16 protein-coding genes are annotated in these 17,271 nt (G+C 73.2%); 7 read left to right on the forward strand and 9 right to left on the reverse strand.

The window, feature by feature from the left end; translation table 11 throughout:
* Positions 1 to 101: 101 nt before the first annotated feature.
* The 3 genes from ACZ55A_RS01970 to ACZ55A_RS01980 all read right to left on the reverse strand — a co-directional run bounded on the left by ACZ55A_RS01970 (position 102) and on the right by ACZ55A_RS01980 (position 2,836).
* Complete coding sequence (locus ACZ55A_RS01970) at positions 102 to 971, reverse strand: HalD/BesD family halogenase (protein ID WP_468831695.1); 870 nt, start codon at positions 969 to 971, stop codon at positions 102 to 104.
* 141 nt (positions 972 to 1,112) lie between these two features.
* Positions 1,113 to 2,291, reverse strand: coding sequence for an FAD-dependent oxidoreductase (locus tag ACZ55A_RS01975; RefSeq protein WP_468831698.1), 1,179 nt, complete (start codon positions 2,289 to 2,291; stop codon positions 1,113 to 1,115).
* Between the two features lie 17 nt (positions 2,292 to 2,308).
* Positions 2,309 to 2,836: a TetR/AcrR family transcriptional regulator C-terminal domain-containing protein gene (locus tag ACZ55A_RS01980; protein WP_468831701.1), complete on the reverse strand. Its 528-nt coding sequence runs from the start codon at positions 2,834 to 2,836 to the stop codon at positions 2,309 to 2,311.
* Between the two features lie 96 nt (positions 2,837 to 2,932).
* Here ACZ55A_RS01980 and ACZ55A_RS01985 point away from each other — a divergent pair, with 96 nt between their 5' ends.
* Complete coding sequence (locus tag ACZ55A_RS01985; RefSeq protein ID WP_468831704.1) at positions 2,933 to 4,948, forward strand: oxidoreductase; 2,016 nt, start codon at positions 2,933 to 2,935, stop codon at positions 4,946 to 4,948.
* 104 nt (positions 4,949 to 5,052) lie between these two features.
* The gene (locus tag ACZ55A_RS01990) at positions 5,053 to 5,607 is read left to right on the forward strand and encodes a PadR family transcriptional regulator (protein ID WP_468831707.1); all 555 of its coding nucleotides are present in this window, start codon (positions 5,053 to 5,055) and stop codon (positions 5,605 to 5,607) included.
* A 106-nt stretch (positions 5,608 to 5,713) separates the two neighbouring features.
* Here the strand turns inward: ACZ55A_RS01990 and ACZ55A_RS01995 are convergent, their stop codons facing one another.
* The 3 genes from ACZ55A_RS01995 to ACZ55A_RS02005 form a co-directional block, all read right to left on the reverse strand.
* A complete protein-coding gene (locus ACZ55A_RS01995) occupies positions 5,714 to 5,986 on the reverse strand; it encodes a hypothetical protein (RefSeq protein WP_468831710.1) in 273 nt (90 codons plus the stop codon).
* A gap of 161 nt (positions 5,987 to 6,147) precedes the next feature.
* Positions 6,148 to 7,740 carry an AMP-binding protein gene (locus ACZ55A_RS02000; protein WP_468831713.1) on the reverse strand — a complete coding sequence of 531 codons (1,593 nt, stop codon included), beginning with the start codon at positions 7,738 to 7,740 and terminating at the stop codon, positions 6,148 to 6,150.
* Between the two features lie 104 nt (positions 7,741 to 7,844).
* On the reverse strand, positions 7,845 to 8,753 hold the full coding sequence (locus ACZ55A_RS02005; RefSeq protein WP_468831716.1) for a Gfo/Idh/MocA family protein: 909 nt from the start codon (positions 8,751 to 8,753) through the stop codon (positions 7,845 to 7,847).
* A 218-nt stretch (positions 8,754 to 8,971) separates the two neighbouring features.
* On the opposite strand from ACZ55A_RS02005, the gene ACZ55A_RS02010 reads away from it, so the two are divergent.
* The 5 genes from ACZ55A_RS02010 (at position 8,972) to ACZ55A_RS02030 (ending at position 14,498) form a co-directional block, all read left to right on the forward strand.
* Complete coding sequence (locus ACZ55A_RS02010) at positions 8,972 to 10,474, forward strand: hypothetical protein (RefSeq protein WP_468831719.1); 1,503 nt, start codon at positions 8,972 to 8,974, stop codon at positions 10,472 to 10,474.
* Positions 10,471 to 11,634: an ARPP-2 domain-containing protein gene (locus ACZ55A_RS02015; RefSeq protein WP_468831722.1), complete on the forward strand. Its 1,164-nt coding sequence runs from the start codon at positions 10,471 to 10,473 to the stop codon at positions 11,632 to 11,634. The genes ACZ55A_RS02010 and ACZ55A_RS02015 overlap by 4 nt, the downstream gene beginning before the upstream one ends.
* 206 nt (positions 11,635 to 11,840) lie before the next feature.
* Positions 11,841 to 12,863, forward strand: coding sequence for a glutamine synthetase (gene glnII, locus ACZ55A_RS02020; protein ID WP_468831725.1), 1,023 nt, complete (start codon positions 11,841 to 11,843; stop codon positions 12,861 to 12,863).
* 170 nt (positions 12,864 to 13,033) lie between these two features.
* Positions 13,034 to 13,669, forward strand: coding sequence for a rhomboid-like protein (locus ACZ55A_RS02025; protein WP_468831728.1), 636 nt, complete (start codon positions 13,034 to 13,036; stop codon positions 13,667 to 13,669).
* A gap of 214 nt (positions 13,670 to 13,883) precedes the next feature.
* Positions 13,884 to 14,498, forward strand: coding sequence for a winged helix-turn-helix domain-containing protein (locus ACZ55A_RS02030; protein ID WP_468831731.1), 615 nt, complete (start codon positions 13,884 to 13,886; stop codon positions 14,496 to 14,498).
* Between the two features lie 41 nt (positions 14,499 to 14,539).
* Here the strand turns inward: ACZ55A_RS02030 and ACZ55A_RS02035 are convergent, their stop codons facing one another.
* The 3 genes from ACZ55A_RS02035 to ACZ55A_RS02045 are packed head-to-tail and all read right to left on the reverse strand — an operon-like array spanning position 14,540 to position 16,909.
* Positions 14,540 to 15,184, reverse strand: coding sequence for a DedA family protein (locus tag ACZ55A_RS02035; protein ID WP_468831736.1), 645 nt, complete (start codon positions 15,182 to 15,184; stop codon positions 14,540 to 14,542).
* Positions 15,177 to 16,079 (reverse strand): lysophospholipid acyltransferase family protein, encoded by a 903-nt coding sequence (locus ACZ55A_RS02040; RefSeq protein ID WP_468831739.1) that lies wholly within the window; start codon positions 16,077 to 16,079, stop codon positions 15,177 to 15,179. Before ACZ55A_RS02040 ends, ACZ55A_RS02035 begins: the two co-directional genes overlap by 8 nt.
* A complete protein-coding gene (locus ACZ55A_RS02045) occupies positions 16,076 to 16,909 on the reverse strand; it encodes a GNAT family N-acetyltransferase (RefSeq protein ID WP_468831741.1) in 834 nt (277 codons plus the stop codon). The genes ACZ55A_RS02040 and ACZ55A_RS02045 overlap by 4 nt, the downstream gene beginning before the upstream one ends.
* Between the last annotated feature and the right edge of the window lie 362 nt (positions 16,910 to 17,271).

The raw sequence follows: 17,271 nt of genomic DNA on the forward strand, positions 1-17,271 counted from the left end.
GGTGGGTGCGGGTGTTATGGGACCTACCAGAGCCTGCGCCCGGGAGCAGGCGAACCGCCGCTGTTTGAACACCTCTTGGGTGCGAAGGGCGCAATGGCCCGCTAATCCAGCAGCCGGTCGCCCCGTACCGCCCGGCCCTCGGCGGCCAGGTGTTCGGGCCGTACCCGGCCGAAGAGCTGCCGGGTGCGGGCCACGCTCCCGATGACGCCGGGGCGCTCGCTGTAGGCGAAGATCGCCGAGTGGCGCGCGGTCCCGCCCTGTACCGGGCTCACCCGGTGCAGCGAGTAGCGGCCCTTGAACAGCTGGAGGTCGCCCGGCCGGAGCGGCAGCCGGTGGACCAGCCGCTCGCCCCGGCCCTCCAGTACGTCCCGGACGTCGTCGAAGTGCTCGTCGTGCGCGGTACGGATGTTCGGGCAGTACTCGAAGACGCCGCCGGCATCCGCCTCCTGGGTGAGCATGCTCACCGTGAACTCGTTGGTGTCGAAGTGCCAGGGGTGTTCCTTGCCGGGCTCGACGACGTTGAGGACGAGCCCGGAGAGCGGGTCGGCCAGTTCGTACAGCTGCGGCAGCCGGAAGCAGTGGGCGATGAAGCGCTGGAAGGCGGTGTGCGCGTACAGCCGGCTGATCAGGGAGCCTGCCGGGATGCGGTCCCGGGCGACGAAGGCATTGCCGCGCTCGAAGGCCTTGCGGCCCGGGTGACCGGCCGGCAGGGACCGGTCGACGGCGATGTTGTAGACGTTGACCGTCTCGACGTCGAAGTGCGCACGGGGCGCGAGGGCGGAGCACTCCCCCCGCAGGACCTCGCGCTGCGCCGGGTGGATGAAGTCCGGCAGCACGGTACAGCCGAGGGTGTCCAGCTCGTGCCGGGCCCGGGCCACCACGGTCTGCGCCCCGGCGCTCTCCGGTTCCGTCAGGGGGTAGCGAGCGGTGTCGACCACCTGGTCCAGCGTCATGGCTTCTAAGGTGCTCACTTCGGTCCTCTCCACGTGCGTGACCACTTGCTTCAACTCCCCTGGGAGGAAGAGCACTTGAAGCTGCCACAGCGCTTGGGGTGTTGTCTGTGACACGACACACGGTGTAGCCGCGGCCCGAAGTGGGGGACCACGCCGCGGTCAGGCCCCGGCGGCCTGGTACCGGTCCATCAGGTCGAGCAGCCCCTGGGGGGCGTCGGGGCGGAAGAAGGTGGTGAGGTTCGCGGCGGATTCGGCGGCGGCGGCCTTACTGCGGGGGAAGAGCGCCTCCTCGTAGGCGGCCAGTGCGGCCTCGGTGTCACCGGGGTGGGCGACGAGGGCGGCAGCGAGTTCGGCGCCGTCCAGCATGGCGAGGTTGGCGCCCTCGCCGGCGAACGGGGACATCAGATGGGCGGCGTCGCCGAGCAGGGTCACGCCGGGGGTGCGGGCCCAGCGGTGGCCGGCCGGCAGGGCGTGGATGGGGCGCGGGACGAGCGGGCCGTCGGCCTCGGCGATGAGGGACCGCAGTCGGTCGTCCCAGTCGGGGAAGTGCGCGAGCAGGGCGGCCTTCACGGCGTCGGTGGCGGGCGCGGCAGCGCCGGCGGCTCCCGTGGCGGTGAAGGCGAGGGGGCCGGAAGTCGCCCAGTCCTCGGGCGTTTTGAGGGCGATGCAGACGTGCAGGCTGCCGTCGCTCTCCCGGTGGGAGAGGAAACCCTTCTCGTCGGAGAGCGCGAACAGGGTGCCGCTGCCGACGACGGCGGCGCTCCGCGGGTGGCGGGTGTCGGCGTCGAGCAGTCGCGCTTCGACGAAGGAGATGCCGGAGTAGCGCGGGGCGGCGTCCGAGACCAGGGGGCGCACCTTCGACCAGGCGCCGTCGGCGCCGATGAGGAGGTCGGTGGTGAAGGTCTGCCCGTCGGCGAGGGTGACTTCATGGCGGCCGTCGGCGAGCGGGCGGGCGGCGGTGACCTTCGCGTTCCACCGGATCGTGCCGGCGGGAAGGGAGTCGAGGAGGAGGGTGCGCAGGGCGCCGCGGGCGACCTCGGGGCGGTCGCCGTCGTCACCGTCGTCCTCCCTGCGGACCGTGGCGTGCTTGTCGAGGATGCGCAGGGCCTCGCCGCCGGGGTGGATGAGGGCGCGGAAGGCGTCGAAGAGGCCTGCGGCGCGCAGTGCGGCCTGGCCGGACTCCTCGTGCATATCGAGCATGCCGCCCTGGTGACGCGCGGCGGGCGAGGCGTCGAGGTCGTGAACGGCCGCTTCGATGCCGTGCAGATGGAGTACGCGGGCGAGCACCAGTCCGCCGAGACCGGCGCCGATCACTGCGAGGGGGTGGTGTGCCGGCATGCGGTATCCCTTCGCTCTTACGGTCGCCGGGGTTCGGGCGAGGGCCCGGTGTCCGGTCGCGGGGTGTGCAGCGCTCCGTTGATCAGTACGTGGAAGCCCCAGGTCAGACGGGCCTCGCCGGGGCCGGTGAGCAGTTCGGTACCGAGGGCGGCGAGGTGCGGACGGGTCTCCTCGGACGCGCCGCGCAGAGCCGTGGCGAGGGCGTCCCAGTCGTCCTGGGCGTCGAGGGCGCCTTCGCGGGTGGCGTGCTCGGCCGCGGTGGCGGTGGCGAACTGAAGCAGCAGGTCGAGCAGCCAGGCCGCCTCCGCGTCCGGGACGCCGCCCTCGCCGAGCAGGGACAGCAGCGCCTCCAGCAGATCGAGATAGCGCTCCCCGGACGGGCGGGCCACCAGCGCCGCCTGGGCGAGGCCCGGGTACTCGAAGAGCACCGCCGTGTAGGAGGTGAGGATCCGTACGAGCCGGTCGCGCCAGCTGCCGTCGCCCTCCCCGGCCGGGCCGAGATCGACTTGGACCAGCAGCCGGTCGAGGACGCACCCCTCCCCCACCTCACGTCGACTCGCTCACAGTTTTTGCAACTTGTTGCACAACGCCCTGGGGGTGGTCTACAACGTTGGTGACGTCCCCCGGCGCAAGGAGGCCCCATGACCCCGTACCCGCACCTGATGAGCCCGCTCGACCTCGGGTTCACCACGCTCCCCAACCGGGTGCTGATGGGGTCCATGCACATCGGCCTGGAGGAGGCGGAGAACGGCTTCGCGCGGATGGCCGCCTTCTACGCCGCCCGGGCGCGGGGCGGCGTCGGCCTGATGGTGACCGGTGGGATCGCGCCGAACGAGGCGGGACGTCCGTACGAGGGCGGGGCCAAGCTCACCACCGAGGCGGAGGCCGCGCAGCACCGGACCGTGACCGAGGCGGTGCATGCCGCCGGCGGGCGGATCGCGATGCAGATCCTGCACTTCGGGCGGTACGCCTACCACGCCGACCTCGTCGCCCCCAGCGCGATCCAGGCGCCGATCAGCCCCTTCACCCCGCATGCGCTCACCGATGACGAGGTCGAGCAGACCATCGAGGACTATGTGCGGGCGGCCGAGCTGGCCCGGTCGGCCGGGTACGACGGCGTGGAGATCATGGGCTCCGAGGGGTACCTGATCAATGAGTTCATCGCCGGGGCGACCAATCACCGTACGGACCGCTGGGGCGGCTCGTACGAGAACCGGGTGCGCTTCCCGCTGGAGATCGTCCGACGCACCCGCGAGCGCGTCGGCAGCGACTTCATCCTGATCTACCGGCTGTCGATGCTGGACCTGGTGCCGGGCGGTTCCACCCTGGAGGAGGTGGTGGCGCTCGCCAAGGAGATCGAGGCGGCGGGCGCGACGATCATCAACACCGGTATCGGCTGGCACGAGGCCCGTATCCCGACCATCGTCACGTCGGTGCCACGCGGGGCGTACACCTGGGTGACCAAGCGGCTGATGGGGTCGGTCTCCGTTCCGCTGGTGACCAGCAACCGGATCAACACCCCTGAGGTGGCCGAGGAGTTGCTCGCCGACGGACGGGCGGACATGGTGTCGCTGGCCCGGCCGTTCCTCGCCGACCCGGACTTCGTCGGCAAGGCGAAGGAGGGCCGGGCCGACGAGATCAACACCTGCATCGGCTGCAACCAGGCCTGCCTCGACCACACCTTCAGCGGGAAGATCACGTCCTGTCTGGTCAATCCGCGGGCCTGCCACGAGACCGAGCTGGTGCTCGCGCCGACCCGGCTGCGCAAGCGGCTCGCGGTGGTCGGCGCCGGGCCGGCCGGGCTGGCGTGCGCCGTCTCGGCGGCCGAGCGGGGGCACCAGGTGACGCTGTTCGACGCGGCGGCGGAGATCGGCGGGCAGCTGAACATCGCCAAGCGGGTGCCGGGCAAGGAGGAGTTCGACGAGACCCTGCGCTACTTCCGTACGCAGCTGGCGCTGCGGGGTGTCGAGGTGCGCCTGAACACCCCGGTATCGGCCAGTGACCTGGGCGAGTTCGACGAGGTCGTGGTCGCTACGGGGGTGACGCCGCGGGTTCCGGAGATCGACGGGATCGACCACCCGAGCGTCGTCAGCTACCTGGAGGTGTTGCGCGACGGTGCCCCGGTGGGCGAGCGGGTCGCGATCATCGGGGCGGGCGGTATCGGCTTCGACGTCGCGGAGTTCCTGACCGACGCCGGTGAGGGGGCCAGCCAGGATCCGGAGGCGTACTTCCGCGCCTGGGGTGTGGACACGGCGTACGGCGCGCGCGGCGGACTGCGGGCGCCCGAGCGGCCGAAGGCGCCGCGGCAGGTGCATCTGCTCCAGCGCAAGACCTCGAAGGTCGGCGCCGGTCTGGGCAGGACCACCGGCTGGATCCACCGTACGGAGCTCCGGCACCGGGGCGTGACAATGATCGCCGGGGCGACGTACGAGCGGATCGACGACGACGGGCTGCATGTCACGGTGGACGGTGTGAGCAGCACGCTCGCCGTGGACACGGTGGTGCTGTGCACCGGGCAGGAGCCGCGTCGGGAGCTGTACGAGGAGCTGCGGGCCGAGGGGCGCGCGGTGCATCTGATCGGCGGGGCCGAGGTCGCCGCCGAGCTGGATGCCAAGCGTGCGATCAAGCAGGGCACGGAGCTTGCGGCGGCGCTGTGACCGGCGGGCCCGTGCTCCAAGGGCAGCGTGATCTGCGGCTGCCGCGCTCTCCGGCCCCGTGGACTCCGGCCCCCGTGTTCTTCTGCCGTGCCTAGGATTCCCCCATGTCACTCCCGCACGCGATCCTCACCGCCCTGCTCGAGAAGCCGTCGTCGGGGCTGGAGCTGACCCGCAGGTTCGACCGGTCGATCGGCTACTTCTGGTCGGCCACGCATCAGCAGATCTACCGGGAGCTGGGGAAGCTGGAGCAGGCCGGGTTCATCCGGGCGCTGCCGTCCGATCAGCCGTCCCGCGGGCAGAAGAAGGAGTTCGAGGTGCTGCCCGCGGGCCGCGCGGAGCTGGCCGCGTGGGCGTCGGGTGAGCAGGAGTCCAAGCCCATCCGGGATGCGCTGCTGCTGCGGCTGCGGGCCGCGGCGGTGGTGGGGCGGGCGGGGCTGGACGAGGAGTTGCGGCGCCATCTGACGCTGCACCGGCGGCAGTTGGCGGAGTACGAGGAGATCGAGAGCCGCGACTTCGGGGCCGCGGCCGACCCGGAGGACCGGCTGCGGCGGCTTGTGCTGCGGGCCGGGATCGGGCTGGAGACCTTCTGGGTGGCCTGGCTGGAGGAGGCGCTGGCGGAGGTCGAGGACATGGGGCCGGACGGGCGGCCCGGGAAGTGACCCGGGCCGCCCGCCGGCGCGGTGGCATGAGGCGCCGGTCGTCGGCGCGTGGCGTCAGGCCGTCAGCCGTCAGGCCATCAGGTCGTCAGCAGTGGTCGGGGAGCTGTCAGCACTGGTCGTAGATCAGGGCGCGGACGAGGCGGCAGGTCGTGTCGGACGGGGTGTGCACCCCGATCTCCGCGGCGGTGCTGCGGATCTTGCGGTTGTGGGCCTGCTCGGGGCGGTAGACGCCGGTGTCGAGCAGGGCTATGGCGAGCCGCATGGCCTTCAGGCGGCGGTTGTGGGATTCATACCGCTCGCGCGGCCATCCGGCGGGCAGCGGTTTCTTGGGCAGTGGGTGGGCCGGGAGAGGCTTCGTCATGAGTGTGGCAGCGGCCATCGGCGACCTCCTGGAGCGTTGGAAAAACCCTCACTGACTGGTTCCCATTCTACTGGCCACCACTGACAAAAGCCCCTGGCCAGGGGGGATTTGGGCCCCCTGGCCAGGCCCCGGGACCGGCCCCGCGGCACGCTCGCGGCCGGCCCCGGGCGGGACCGTCCTCAGGCCGCTGCCGTCGTGGCTCGGAGGCGGGTCTTGTCGGGCTTGCCGACCGGGGTGAGGGGGATCTCGTCGAGGAGGTGCACGGCGGCCGGCGCATAGAGCGCGCCCTTGTGCTCGGTGACGAAGGCGCGGAGCGCCTCGGTGTCCACGGTGTGGCCCGGCGCGGGGACGACCGCGGCATGCACCTCCTCGGCCTCGTCGGCGGTACGCACCCCGTAGACGGCGCAGTGGGCGACCGCCGGGTGGGTGTGGAGCAGGTCCTCGACCTCCGCCGGGTGGACATGCCCGCCCACCACGATGATCAGGTCCTTGACCCGGTCGACGAGGTAGAGCCGGCCCTGGTCGTCCAGGCACCCGGCGTCGCCGGTGCGCAGCCAGCCGTCCCCGGTCAGCACCTGCGCGGTCAGCTCGGGCTGTTTCCAGTAGCCGGTCATCACTCCGGCGGAGCGTACGTGGATCTCGCCCTGCTCCCCCGTGGGCAGATCCCGCCCGTCCGCGTCCCGGACGGCGAGCTCCACGCCGGGCAGCGGACGGCCGACGGTGATCCGGCCGCCGGGCCCGGTCGGGGTGTGGTCCTGCGGGAGGGCAAGGGAGATCGACATCGCCTCCGACATGCCGTACATCCCGTACAGCACCGGGCCGAAGGCCTTGGCGGCCTGCTCCAGCCGGGACGGGGAGGCCGCACAGCCGCCGTAGGCGATGCTGGTGAGCGAGGTGAGGTCGGCGGTGGGGAGGGTGGGGTCGTCCAGGAGGCGGTAGAGGAGCGGGGGCAGCAGCCAGAGGTGGCTGATGCGGTCGCGGGCGATCGCGGCGAGCACGGCGGTGGGGTCGAAGGCGCGGTGCAGGACGAGGCTGCCGCCGGACGCGAGCGTGATGTCGGCCAGTACGCCCGCCAGGTGGGCGAGCGAGGTGCAGGCGAGGAAGCGGGGCGGTTCGCCGGTGGCGGGCGGCTGCTGGGCGAGCATCCCGGCGTACGGGGCGTGCGCCATCCGTACTCCCTTGGGTATGCCGGTCGTTCCTCCGGTGTGCCGAATGCACCAGTCGTCGTCGGGTCGCGCGGCGCTCGCCACGACGGGCGTGGCGGGGAGGGCGGCGCAGGCCGCCACCAGGTCGGTGCCGAGGGCGGGGGCGGGCGCCGGACCGAAGGTCATGACCTCGGGGAGCGGGCCCTTGGTGTGGTGCAGGAGATCCCGTGCGGTGGCGTGCAGCTCGGGGTCGACGAGCAGCAGCACGGTCTCGGCGCTCTCGGCAACTCTGGCCAGCGTCCCGGCGGCCATCCCGTCGTAGAGGAGCACCACACGGGCGCCGAGGAGGTTGACGGCGTAGCGGGCGGCCAGCACCTCGGGGCGGTTGCCGCTGAGGAGGGAGACGGTGTCGCCGCGGCCGATGCCGTGCTCGGCGAGTACGGCGGCCATGCGGTGGACGGTGGCGTGTAAGGCGCCGGCGGTGATCTCGGGGCGGGTGCCGGTACCTGTGGGGCCGTCGGTGCCGGGGGGTGCCTCCGGGCCGGTCACCACGGTGCGGGACGGGTCGAGGGCGAGGGCGGTCAGGACGGTGTCGACGTAGCTGGTGAATCCGGTGGCGGGCGTCATGGCGCGGTGCTCCCTCGGTGCGGTGGCGGGCCGTTGACGGCCCGGTACGACCATGACGCTACGGTTCCCGGCTCATAGCCTCCACGACCAATTCCGCCATGTGCTCATGACCCGAGAGGTATGAGCGGGGTCAGCGTCTCCTCCGCGGCGGCCAGGATCTCGGTGACCCGCAGGCCGAAGTGGACGTCACAGGCGTTGGGCAGGCCGGTGTCGGCGGCGGCGAGCAGGGCGTCGACGGCGCGGTGGTAGGCCACCTCGGGGCCGTGCTGCCGGCGGGGCAGGCTGGTGACGCCGGCGGTGCCGCGGAGGGTGACCTCGACGCCGGATGCGGCGGCCGGGGCGGTCAGCCCGACCGTCACGGAGCTGGCCGCACCGCTGCTGTGACGCATCGTCAGCAGCACGGTGTCGGCCGGGCCGCGGGCGGCGGTGACCGTCTCCGCGTCGCCGAGGACCGCGAGGAGGACGGAGAGCGCATGCGGGGCGATGTCCCACAGGCCGCCCTTCTCCCGGCGCCAGGGCGAGTGCGCGTACGGGCTGGTGGTGCCGTCGGCGAAGACCGGCGCGAGCCAGTCGGCGTGCGCGGTGAACCAGCCGCCGACGGCGGCCTGGGCGGCGATCCACTCGCCCTCCTCCGCGCCGAAGCGGGCGGTGAAGAAGACCACCGAGGCGAGGCCGGCGCGGTCGGCGGCCTCGGCGACCGCGCGGGCCTCGGGTACCGAGGTGGCGACCGGCTTGTCCAGGAGGAGGTGACAGCCGGCCTCCGCGGCCCGTACCGCCAACGGGGCCTGCACGGACGGCGGCAGGGCGATCGCGACGGCGTCGCAGTCGGCGAACAGCTCGTCGGGCGCGGCGTAGGGGCGGCTGTCGTGGACCTGGGCCAGTGCGGCGGCGGCTTCCGGTCTGCGCCCCCAGATGCCGGTCAGTTCGACGCCGGGGTGGGCGGCGAGAGCGGGGGCGTGGACGCTGCGTGCCCAGGGGCCGGTGCCGAGGAGTCCGATGCGCAGGGTGGTCATGCGGCCAGTGTCCCGCGGGAGGCGCCGCACGACGAGCAGCCGCCGGCCCGGCTCCCGGCGGGTAATCCATATGCCCCGTCCACCGGGGCGGTGTTACGTTTCCCCCGCCGGCCGCGGGACTCCGGTGCGACTTCCGGACCTGCTCTGCAAAGCAACGATTCGCTGCTCGTGCCCCCATTCCCCGGCCGGCATCCGCGCTACGTGGGGGGGGAGGACGGGTGGAGAGCTACCCGGATCTGGTGGCGGCCGAGGACGTGCTGCTGTTCGTGAACGCCGCGATCACCTCCACCGGGCAGCGCGAATTCCACTCCGGGGCGGCCGAGCAGCAGCTGTCGCTGGACTTTCTGCACGCCTACGTACGGGTCAACTACCGGCCTCTGTACGCCGCCGCGCTCGCGCTGGACATCAATGACCACAACGCGGCGCTGATCGTACGGCGGCTGCTGGAGACGGCGGACGAGGCGACGGCGGCGGAGCGGCGTACGGAGGGGCGGCTGATCGCGGCCCGGCTGGCCCGGCTGCCCGCACCGCGGGTGTACCGGCTGTTCCGTGCGCTGCGCGCCGCCAAGGTCAACAACCGCCGCACCCGCGCGATCATGCGCGACTGGCTCGCGGCGCGCCCGGACCCGGCGCTGGACGCCGTGAAGTACCGGGCGGGTCTCAAGTGCGCGGCGCGCCATGCCCATCTGCCGCTGGCCGGGCTGCCGCACGGCGCCGGCGAGCTGGGCGACTTCCTCTTCGCGCCGCGGCGCCGTAAGCACTTCACCACCCCGCTGCTGGACGCCTGGCGCCGGGCGCACTACGAGCAGGGGGCGGTCTTCGAGCTGCCGTTCACCGTCGCCGAGGGGTTCGCGGCGGCGCACGGGATCGGCCGTCGCGCCTTCCTGGAGCGGATCGCCCCGCGGATGACGCGGCTGGAGCGGCTGCGGGTGCAGGAGTCGGCGCGTGCCGAGCGCGCCGCGGTGGACCGCGATCTCGCCGGGATGCCGCTGACCCGGCTCGCCGGGTATGTGCTGGGGCTCCCGCTCGACGACCGGGTGGCGCGGCGCGCGGAGCTGACCGGTGCGCTGCGGGCGGCGGCGCGGCGTACCGCGGGGGCGCAGGCCGGGACCTGGGGCCGGGTGGCGGCCGTCCTCGACGACAGCTTCTCCACCACCGGTTCGCGGCAGAAGCGGCGCCGTCCGCTGGCGACCGCACTGGCCTGCCACTTCCTGCTGGAGGCGCTGGCGGAGTCGTACCTTCCGCTCTGGACATCCGGGCGGACGGATGCGCTGCTCGCCCATCCGTACGGGCCGACCCCGCTGGGGATGCGGGTGCTGGACGCGCTGGAGTACGCGCCGGAGCGGCTGGTGATCGTCTCGGACGGCTGGGACAACGCGCCGCCCGGTCTGGCCGGTGAGGTGCTGCGGGTGTGGCGCACCCGCCTCGACCGGGAGCGCCGGACGTCGGTGGTGCATCTCAACCCGGTGTACGACGCCGAGGACTTCGCCGTGCGGCGGCTGTCCCCCGCGGTGCCGACGGCCGGGGTGCGCGATGCGGAGGATCTGCCGGCGCTGGTGCAGCTGGCGCACTTCGCGGAGGGGCGTACGGGGCTCGCGGAGCTGCGGGCCCATCTGGACGACCGGGTGCGGCAGTTCCTGGGCGAGGCGCACGGGAAGAACGAAGCGAACGCAGCGCACGACGCCAGCGACGGGCCGCTGCGGGAGGGGGACGCGGGGTGAGCAGACTGGATCTGGGCGGGCTGCGGGCCCGGCCGGCACAGGTGTGGGGCGCGGTACGGCTCGTCCCACTGGTGCGCGCGGAGCCGTACACCGATCTTCGGCTGCACCGCGAGCTCTACGCGGACGGACCGAGGGAGGCGTTCGGTCCGAGGGCGGTGCAGGCCGAGCGGGGCGTGTCCTACACGGCGTACATCCCGCACGGTTTCGTGGCGGACTGGACGGGTGACGGCTCGCCCGCCGCCGCGTACGGCTCGCAGCTCGGCGACGGGCGCGGACCGGTGGCCTGTGCGCCGCTGCACCTCCCCCGGAAGCTCGCCCAGCGGCGCCGCGGCAAGGAGCGGCCGTCCGGCGGGGCTTCGGGCCGGTCGTCGGGCGCCCTGCGGTTCCTGCCGCTCCACCTTGCGCTCGACGGCTATCTGGCGCTGCACTTCGGCGGCCCGTCCATCGTGTGGGAGGAGTGGACCCGGCGGGCGGTGCGCGACGGGCTCTCGCCGCGCGCCGAGCGGGCGTACCGGGGCGAGCAGGTGCCCGGACTCGACGACGCCCTGCGGATCTTCGAGATCCATCCGGGGCAGTGCGGGGTGCTGGTGTACGTCGCCGATGCGCTGGCCGCCGCCTTCGTGGTGCCGCATCCGGACGACTACCGGGCGCTGCACCCGTCGCTGCTCCAGGACATGTACGGCGAGCTGCTGTACCAGTACGCCCTCTATGGCGGTCCTGTGGCGGAGTTCACGACGCGGATCACCGCGGAGTACATCACCTCGCTCGCCGAGCTGCGGTCGGCCGCCGAGCGGCGGGCCCAGGAGTGGGAGGCGCAGCATGCCGGCCTGATGGCGGGCGATTTGCTGGACGAGACCTACGAGGTGCGGGAGGTGTACCGGATGGGCCGGTTCCGGCTGTCGCGCTTCCTGCCGCCGTTCGCGCTGCACCGTACCCAGCACATCGGTGAGATGATCACGGACGGGAAGGGACGGGTCGCCTACCTGAAGACCTTCCGGCTGACCGACAAGCAGGTCCGGCGCGGCCATGTGCTGCACCGGCTCGCCGCGTACGACTGGCATGTGGGGCGTACCGCGGAGGCGATGGGAATCAGCCACGAGGAGTTGGTGCGGCGGGTGCACCGGCTGGGTTTCGAGGGGCTGCTGAAGCAGAACCGGTGAGGCCTCAACTACAGAGTTATGGACAATTCCGGACAAAGACGTCTTGTAATCCAAGGCGCATGAGGCAGATCACCTTCAGAACGGCGGGATGTCCGACTGAGTAACCTGCGGTTCACAAATGGGCAACGGACGGGAAATCGCCTGTTGCGAGAGTGCGAACGTACGCCCCGCACGCGTACCCGCACCTACCCGTATAAGAGGACCCCGTGACCATCAAGGCCGAGTACATCTGGATCGACGGCACCCAGCCGACCGCCAAGCTCCGCTCCAAGACCAAGATCCTCGCCGACGGGTCCACGCTGCCGCGCTGGGGCTTCGACGGGTCCAGCACCAACCAGGCCGAAGGCCACTCCTCGGACCTCGTCCTGGAGCCGGTGTTCAGCTGCCCGGACCCGATCCGCGGCGGCGACCACCTGCTGGTGCTGTGCGAGGTGCTGAACACCGACCTGACCCCGCACGCCTCCAACACCCGTGCGCTGCTGCGCCCGGTGGCGGAGAAGTTCGCCGGCCAGGAGCCGATCTTCGGCATCGAGCAGGAGTACACCTTCCTCAAGGGCGACCGGCCGCTGGGCTTCCCCGAGGGCGGCGGCTACCCGGCGCCGCAGGCCGACTACTACTGCGGTGTGGGCGCCGACGCGATCTTCGGCCGCGAGATCGTCGAGAAGCACCTCGACCTGTGCCTGGCGGCCGGCCTCGGCCTGTCCGGCATCAACGCCGAGGTCATGCCCGGTCAGTGGGAGTTCCAGGTGGGCGCGCTGGCGCCGCTGGAGGTCTCGGACCACATGTGGGTGGCGCGCTGGCTGCTGCACCGGGTGGCGGAGGAGTTCGGCGTCACCGCGTCGCTGGACGCCAAGCCGGCCAAGGGCGACTGGAACGGCGCGGGCGCGCACACCAACTTCTCCACCCGCGCGATGCGTGAGGGCTACGACGCGATCATCACCGCCTGCGAGGCGCTGGGCGCGGACGGCAAGCCGCTGGAGCACGTCCGCCAGTACGGCACCGGCATCGAGGAGCGGCTGACCGGTGCGCACGAGACCGCGCCCTGGGACCAGTTCAGCTACGGCGCCTCCGACCGCGGCGCCTCGGTGCGCATCCCCTGGCAGGTCGAGGTCGAGAAGAAGGGCTACATCGAGGACCGCCGGCCGAACGCCAACGTCGACCCGTATGTGGTCACCCGGCTGATCGTGGACACCTGCTGCACGGAGCTGGCGCGGCGCGAGCAGGTCTGAGACGGGACCACCCGCGTGTGAAGGGGCCGGCCGAGGGGGCCGGCCCCTTTCGCGTTGCCCTGCGCGGGCCGGACCGGGCCGGTTGTCAGTGGCGGCTGGCAGGCTGGGGGACATGCTTGCGATCAGCGTCAGGACCGGGACCGGGCCGCACCCGCCGGCGGGGGCCTGAGATGCCGCCCCGCCTGCCCTGGGCCGCACCGCTGTATGTCGGCGCCGTACAGCTCGGTGCGTACGCCACCGCGCGGCTGCCCCGGCGGCGGCGCACGGAGCTGCTGCGCAGGCACTCCACCAACGTCGCCAATCTGCGGGCCGGGCGCTGGCAGACGCTGGCCACCAGCGCGGTCTTCGTCGAGGAGCCGATGCCGGTGCCGTACGGCGCCGCGCTGCTGGCCACCCTCGGGACGGCCGAGGCGCGCTGGGGCGCAGGGCGGGCGGCGGGGGTGTTCGCGGCCGGGCACGTCGGCGCCAGCCTGCTGATCTACGCGGGCCTGCGCGCCCGGAGGCCCGCGCTCGCAGCGGAGACCACCCACGCCGTCGACGTCGGCGCCAGCTACGGCTTCCATGCGACGGCGGGCGCCCTCGCGGCGGGCATTCCGCACCGCGGTGTGCGCACCGCGGTCACCGCCGGGCTGCTGGGCCTGGGGATACGTCCGGTGCTGCGCCGCGGGCGGACCTTCACCGACGCCGGTCATCTCACGGCGCTCGCACTCGGGTTGGCGACCGGGCGCGTGCCGCGGGGGCAGAGGTCGGGGGCGGAACCGTGCCCCCCACATGAGGGACAGATCCCCGGCGGTCTGGTTCAATAGGGGCATGGCCAGCCTCACCGACACCGCGACAGGTCGCAGCGACCTCGAGCCGTTCTGGCCGTCCCGGCAGGCGCACGCCTTCGATCGTCTGTGTTGCCGCGCGCACTGAGCGCGGGCCCGCACCTCCCTCACCGACGCCGCTGACCGGCGTCTCCAGCCCTGCCCGCGCGCATGACGTCCCCGACGCCCCTTCTGCGCGAAAGAGCTGACTCCCATGACGAACGTCCGTACCCTCACCGCCGGTTCCACGACGGCCCCCGCTTCCCCTCTCGCCCCGCACCCCCACCGCCACCGACTGCGCGCCGTGGCCCCCGACGAGGCCCACGCGTCACCCGCCCCGAGTGGAGGCGCTTCGCGCCGGAGTCCCGACCGGATCGCCGAGTTGCTGAACTCTGGCGCGACCTGGCTCCCGGCGCCCGAACACAGCGTGCCGGCGCTGCCCGGCCAGCCGCCGATGGTCGGCTACCTCGTCCTGGTACCGGCCGAGCAGGCCGCCGCCCCGCCACCGGCCGCCGCGCCGACGGTGCCCGCACCGACCGGCGACGCGACCGTACGGATCGACCCCGAGCGGCGGACCGTACGGGTCCAGGACCGCCTGCTGGACCTGACCTACCTGGAGTTCGAGCTGCTGGCCCATCTGGTCGCGCATCCGCACCGGGTGCACACCCGCGACCAGCTGGTGACCACGGTCTGGGGCTATGGACACGTCGGCGACGGCCGCACCGTCGATGTCCATGTCGCCCGGCTGCGCCGCAAGTTGGGCGCCGAGCACCGTTCGTCGATCGTGACGGTCCGGCGGGTCGGCTACAAGTACGTGCCGAGCGCCTGAGAGCGGGCCGGGCCCGCCGCGGCCCGCCTCAGATGCCCGGCTCAGGTGCCCTCCCGTTCCTCCCGGAGCGGGAGGGCGCCCGGCACCCGCCGGTGCAGCAATCCCACACCGCCGGCCACCAGCAGCCCGGCCGCGGAGGCCAGCAGCACCGCCTCGGCCGGGGAGTCGGTGAGCGCCGCGCCGCCCAGGCCGCCGAGGGCCGCGCTGCACAGCGCCCAGACGCCCGCACCCACGGCGTCCAGCAGCACAAAGCGGCGCAGCGGGAAGTGGACGCTCCCGGTGGACAGCGCGGAGACCACCCGGCCACCGGGTACGAAGCGGCCGGCGATGATGAGCAGTGCGGCGTGCCGTTCGACCAGGGCGCGGGCCCTGGTGTGCCGGGCCCGGCCGCGTTCGCCGCGCAGCAGCCGGGCGGTCGCGCGCGGGCCCGCGTACCGCCCCACCGCGTAGCCCAGGCAGTCCCCGGCCAGCGCCCCGGCCGCCGCGACGCCCGTCAGCAGGGCGAGCAGCGGCAGGTCGGGGCCGATGAGCACGGCGACCAGCAGCACGGTGGTCTCGCTCGGCATGAACGGCAGCAGCGCATCGAGGCCGGACACCAGCAGGATGACCAGCCACAGCCAGGGCGAGCCCAGCATGCCCTGCAACTGCCCGGTGAGCTGGTCGATCTGGTGCAGCGGGTCAAACATGGGCCGGGGTGTCGTGTACGGGCACGCCGGCCCCGTCCCGTACAGGCACGGCCGGTACCGCGGCTCCCGACGTCACCGCTCCCGGTACCGTCGCCGACCGGCCGCCCAGTGCCGCCCGGGCCGCCCGCGCCGCCAGCTCCCGCCGGTCCAGACCCGGCTCGCCCTCCGTCGTCAGCACCGGATGGGCGGTGACGCGTACGGTCAGCGCGCGGGCGGCGAGCACCCGGCGCAGCGAGCCGAGAAAGGTGTCCTCACCGCAGAAGGCGGCCACCGTGCTGGGCCGGCCCTGCTGGGAGTAGGCGAGGGTCACCGGACGGACCGGTGCGCCCGCGTCGAGGGCGGCCTGGAACGTGGCCCGGCGGAAGGTGCCCTGGTCGGCGGTGCACCAGGTGGTGGCCTGGGGAAAGACCGCCACCGAGTGCCCGGATCCCAGCAGCTCGGACAACTCCCTTACGGTGTGCGGCAGTTGGCGTGGGCTCGTACGGTCGATGAAGTATGTACCGGCTCTGCGTGCCAGGCCGCCGACCACCGGCCAGCCGCCGACCTCGCGCTTGGCGAGCAGGGTGACCGGCTCGACGGCGAGCAGGGCGGGGATGTCGAGCCAGGAGATGTGGTTGACGACGAGGAGGGTGCCGGGCCCGCCGGCCGGGGAGGTGAGCGCGCCGGACTGTGCCGTGGGGCCTTCGACGCGGATGTCCAGGGCGTCGAGCAGCGCTCCGGCGTGGGCGCGCAGCCGCGCCGGATCGGCCATCCGCTCGCCGTCGGTGAGCGCCCGGCGGACCGCATGGGCGAATGCGGCGGCGCGCCGGGCGATACCGGTCGCCGGCACCCGCGGCAGGGCGTGCGCGGCGCAGGCCGGGGTGCAGTCGGACCAGACGTCCCAGGGGCCGTTCACGACTCCCCCAGGAAGTAGCGCCGGTAGCGGTCGCCGAGCCGTTCCATGTCCAGGACGACGAAGAAGTCCGCGACATCGAACTCGGGGTCGTGGGCGGGTGCGCCGCAGATCACGGCGCCGATGCGGAGGTAGCCGCGGAGCAGCGGGGGCAGCTGGGCGGCGCTGGGGCGCTCGGGGGCCGGGACGGTGGCGTGCCAGGGGTGGTGCGGGGTGACCTGGAGCTCGGGCGGGGCGGCGTAACGGGTGCGGCCCAGCGCCCAGGCGTGGGCGGCGGCGGTGCCCCCGTCGGCGAGCGGGACCGAGGCGCAGCCTGCCAGATAGCGGTGGCCGGAGAGCAGCGTGTAGCGGGCCAGCGCCGCCCACATCTGGGTCATCACCGCGCCGCTGCGGTGATCGGGGTGGACGCAGGAGCGGCCGGCCTCGATGAGCGAGGGGCGCAGCTCCTCCAGCGCGGCGAGGTCGAACTCGCCGTCGGAGTAGAGCCGGGCGCTGCGGCCGGGCGGCAGCAGCCGGTAGGTGCCGACCACCTCGCCGGTGCCGGTGTGGGTGACGACGAGGTGGTCGGCGAGCTCGTCGACGGCGTCGATGTCGTGGCCGGCCAGCGGGGTGTGCAGGGTCGCGCCCAGCTCACCGGCGAAGACGTCATGGCGCAGCCGCTGGGCGGCGCGGATCTGCTCGACGGTGCCGGCGATCTGCGCGGTGTAGCCGGGGGTGCCGGCCACTGCCAGCGCGGAGGCCGTGACGGGTGCGGGTGCCGTGACGGCTGCGGGGGCCGCTTCCGGGGCGTGGGTGGCGGGGACGGTAGCGGACGCGGTCGTAGCCATGCTCATGGGAGCTCTCCATGGGGAGTGGGGAGGCTGGGCGAGTCGACGCGGCAGACTGTTCCCGTGCCTGACGGCCGAGCGCGTAACGGGCAGGGGGCGAGCGGGTGAGGGTCGGCGGAACAGCGTGCGCTGTGGTTCCCCCCACGTTTTTGGCTTTCCCGCCGTGGTGGTGTCTCGCCGTTGCGCCTGCGGCGGGCCAGGTGGTTGTTGGGTGCGGTGACGGTCCTCCGGCGCCTTGTTGGTGGACTGCTTCGCTTTACGTCCACCAACAAGGCCCCTCCGGCCCGTCCCCTCCCGTTGTGGGGTGGGAGGAGGCCGGTGGGGGTGCACGCAAGTGGGCAAATGTGCTATGCGGGCGTAAAGGGAAC

The organism is Streptomyces sp. NPDC034111, assembly GCF_055575375.1.

Coding starts and splice junctions, on each gene's coding strand:
- ACZ55A_RS02025 (WP_468831728.1), top strand. CDS start 13,034: ATGCCGCCCCGCCTGCCCTGGGCCGCACCGCTGTATGTCGGCGCCGTA.
- ACZ55A_RS02045 (WP_468831741.1), bottom strand. CDS start 16,909: ATGAGCATGGCTACGACCGCGTCCGCTACCGTCCCCGCCACCCACGCC.
- ACZ55A_RS02000 (WP_468831713.1), bottom strand. CDS start 7,740: ATGACGCCCGCCACCGGATTCACCAGCTACGTCGACACCGTCCTGACC.
- ACZ55A_RS02005 (WP_468831716.1), bottom strand. CDS start 8,753: ATGACCACCCTGCGCATCGGACTCCTCGGCACCGGCCCCTGGGCACGC.
- ACZ55A_RS02035 (WP_468831736.1), bottom strand. CDS start 15,184: ATGTTTGACCCGCTGCACCAGATCGACCAGCTCACCGGGCAGTTGCAG.
- ACZ55A_RS02030 (WP_468831731.1), top strand. CDS start 13,884: ATGACGAACGTCCGTACCCTCACCGCCGGTTCCACGACGGCCCCCGCT.
- ACZ55A_RS01990 (WP_468831707.1), top strand. CDS start 5,053: ATGTCACTCCCGCACGCGATCCTCACCGCCCTGCTCGAGAAGCCGTCG.
- ACZ55A_RS01985 (WP_468831704.1), top strand. CDS start 2,933: ATGACCCCGTACCCGCACCTGATGAGCCCGCTCGACCTCGGGTTCACC.
- ACZ55A_RS01995 (WP_468831710.1), bottom strand. CDS start 5,986: ATGGCCGCTGCCACACTCATGACGAAGCCTCTCCCGGCCCACCCACTG.
- ACZ55A_RS01975 (WP_468831698.1), bottom strand. CDS start 2,291: ATGCCGGCACACCACCCCCTCGCAGTGATCGGCGCCGGTCTCGGCGGA.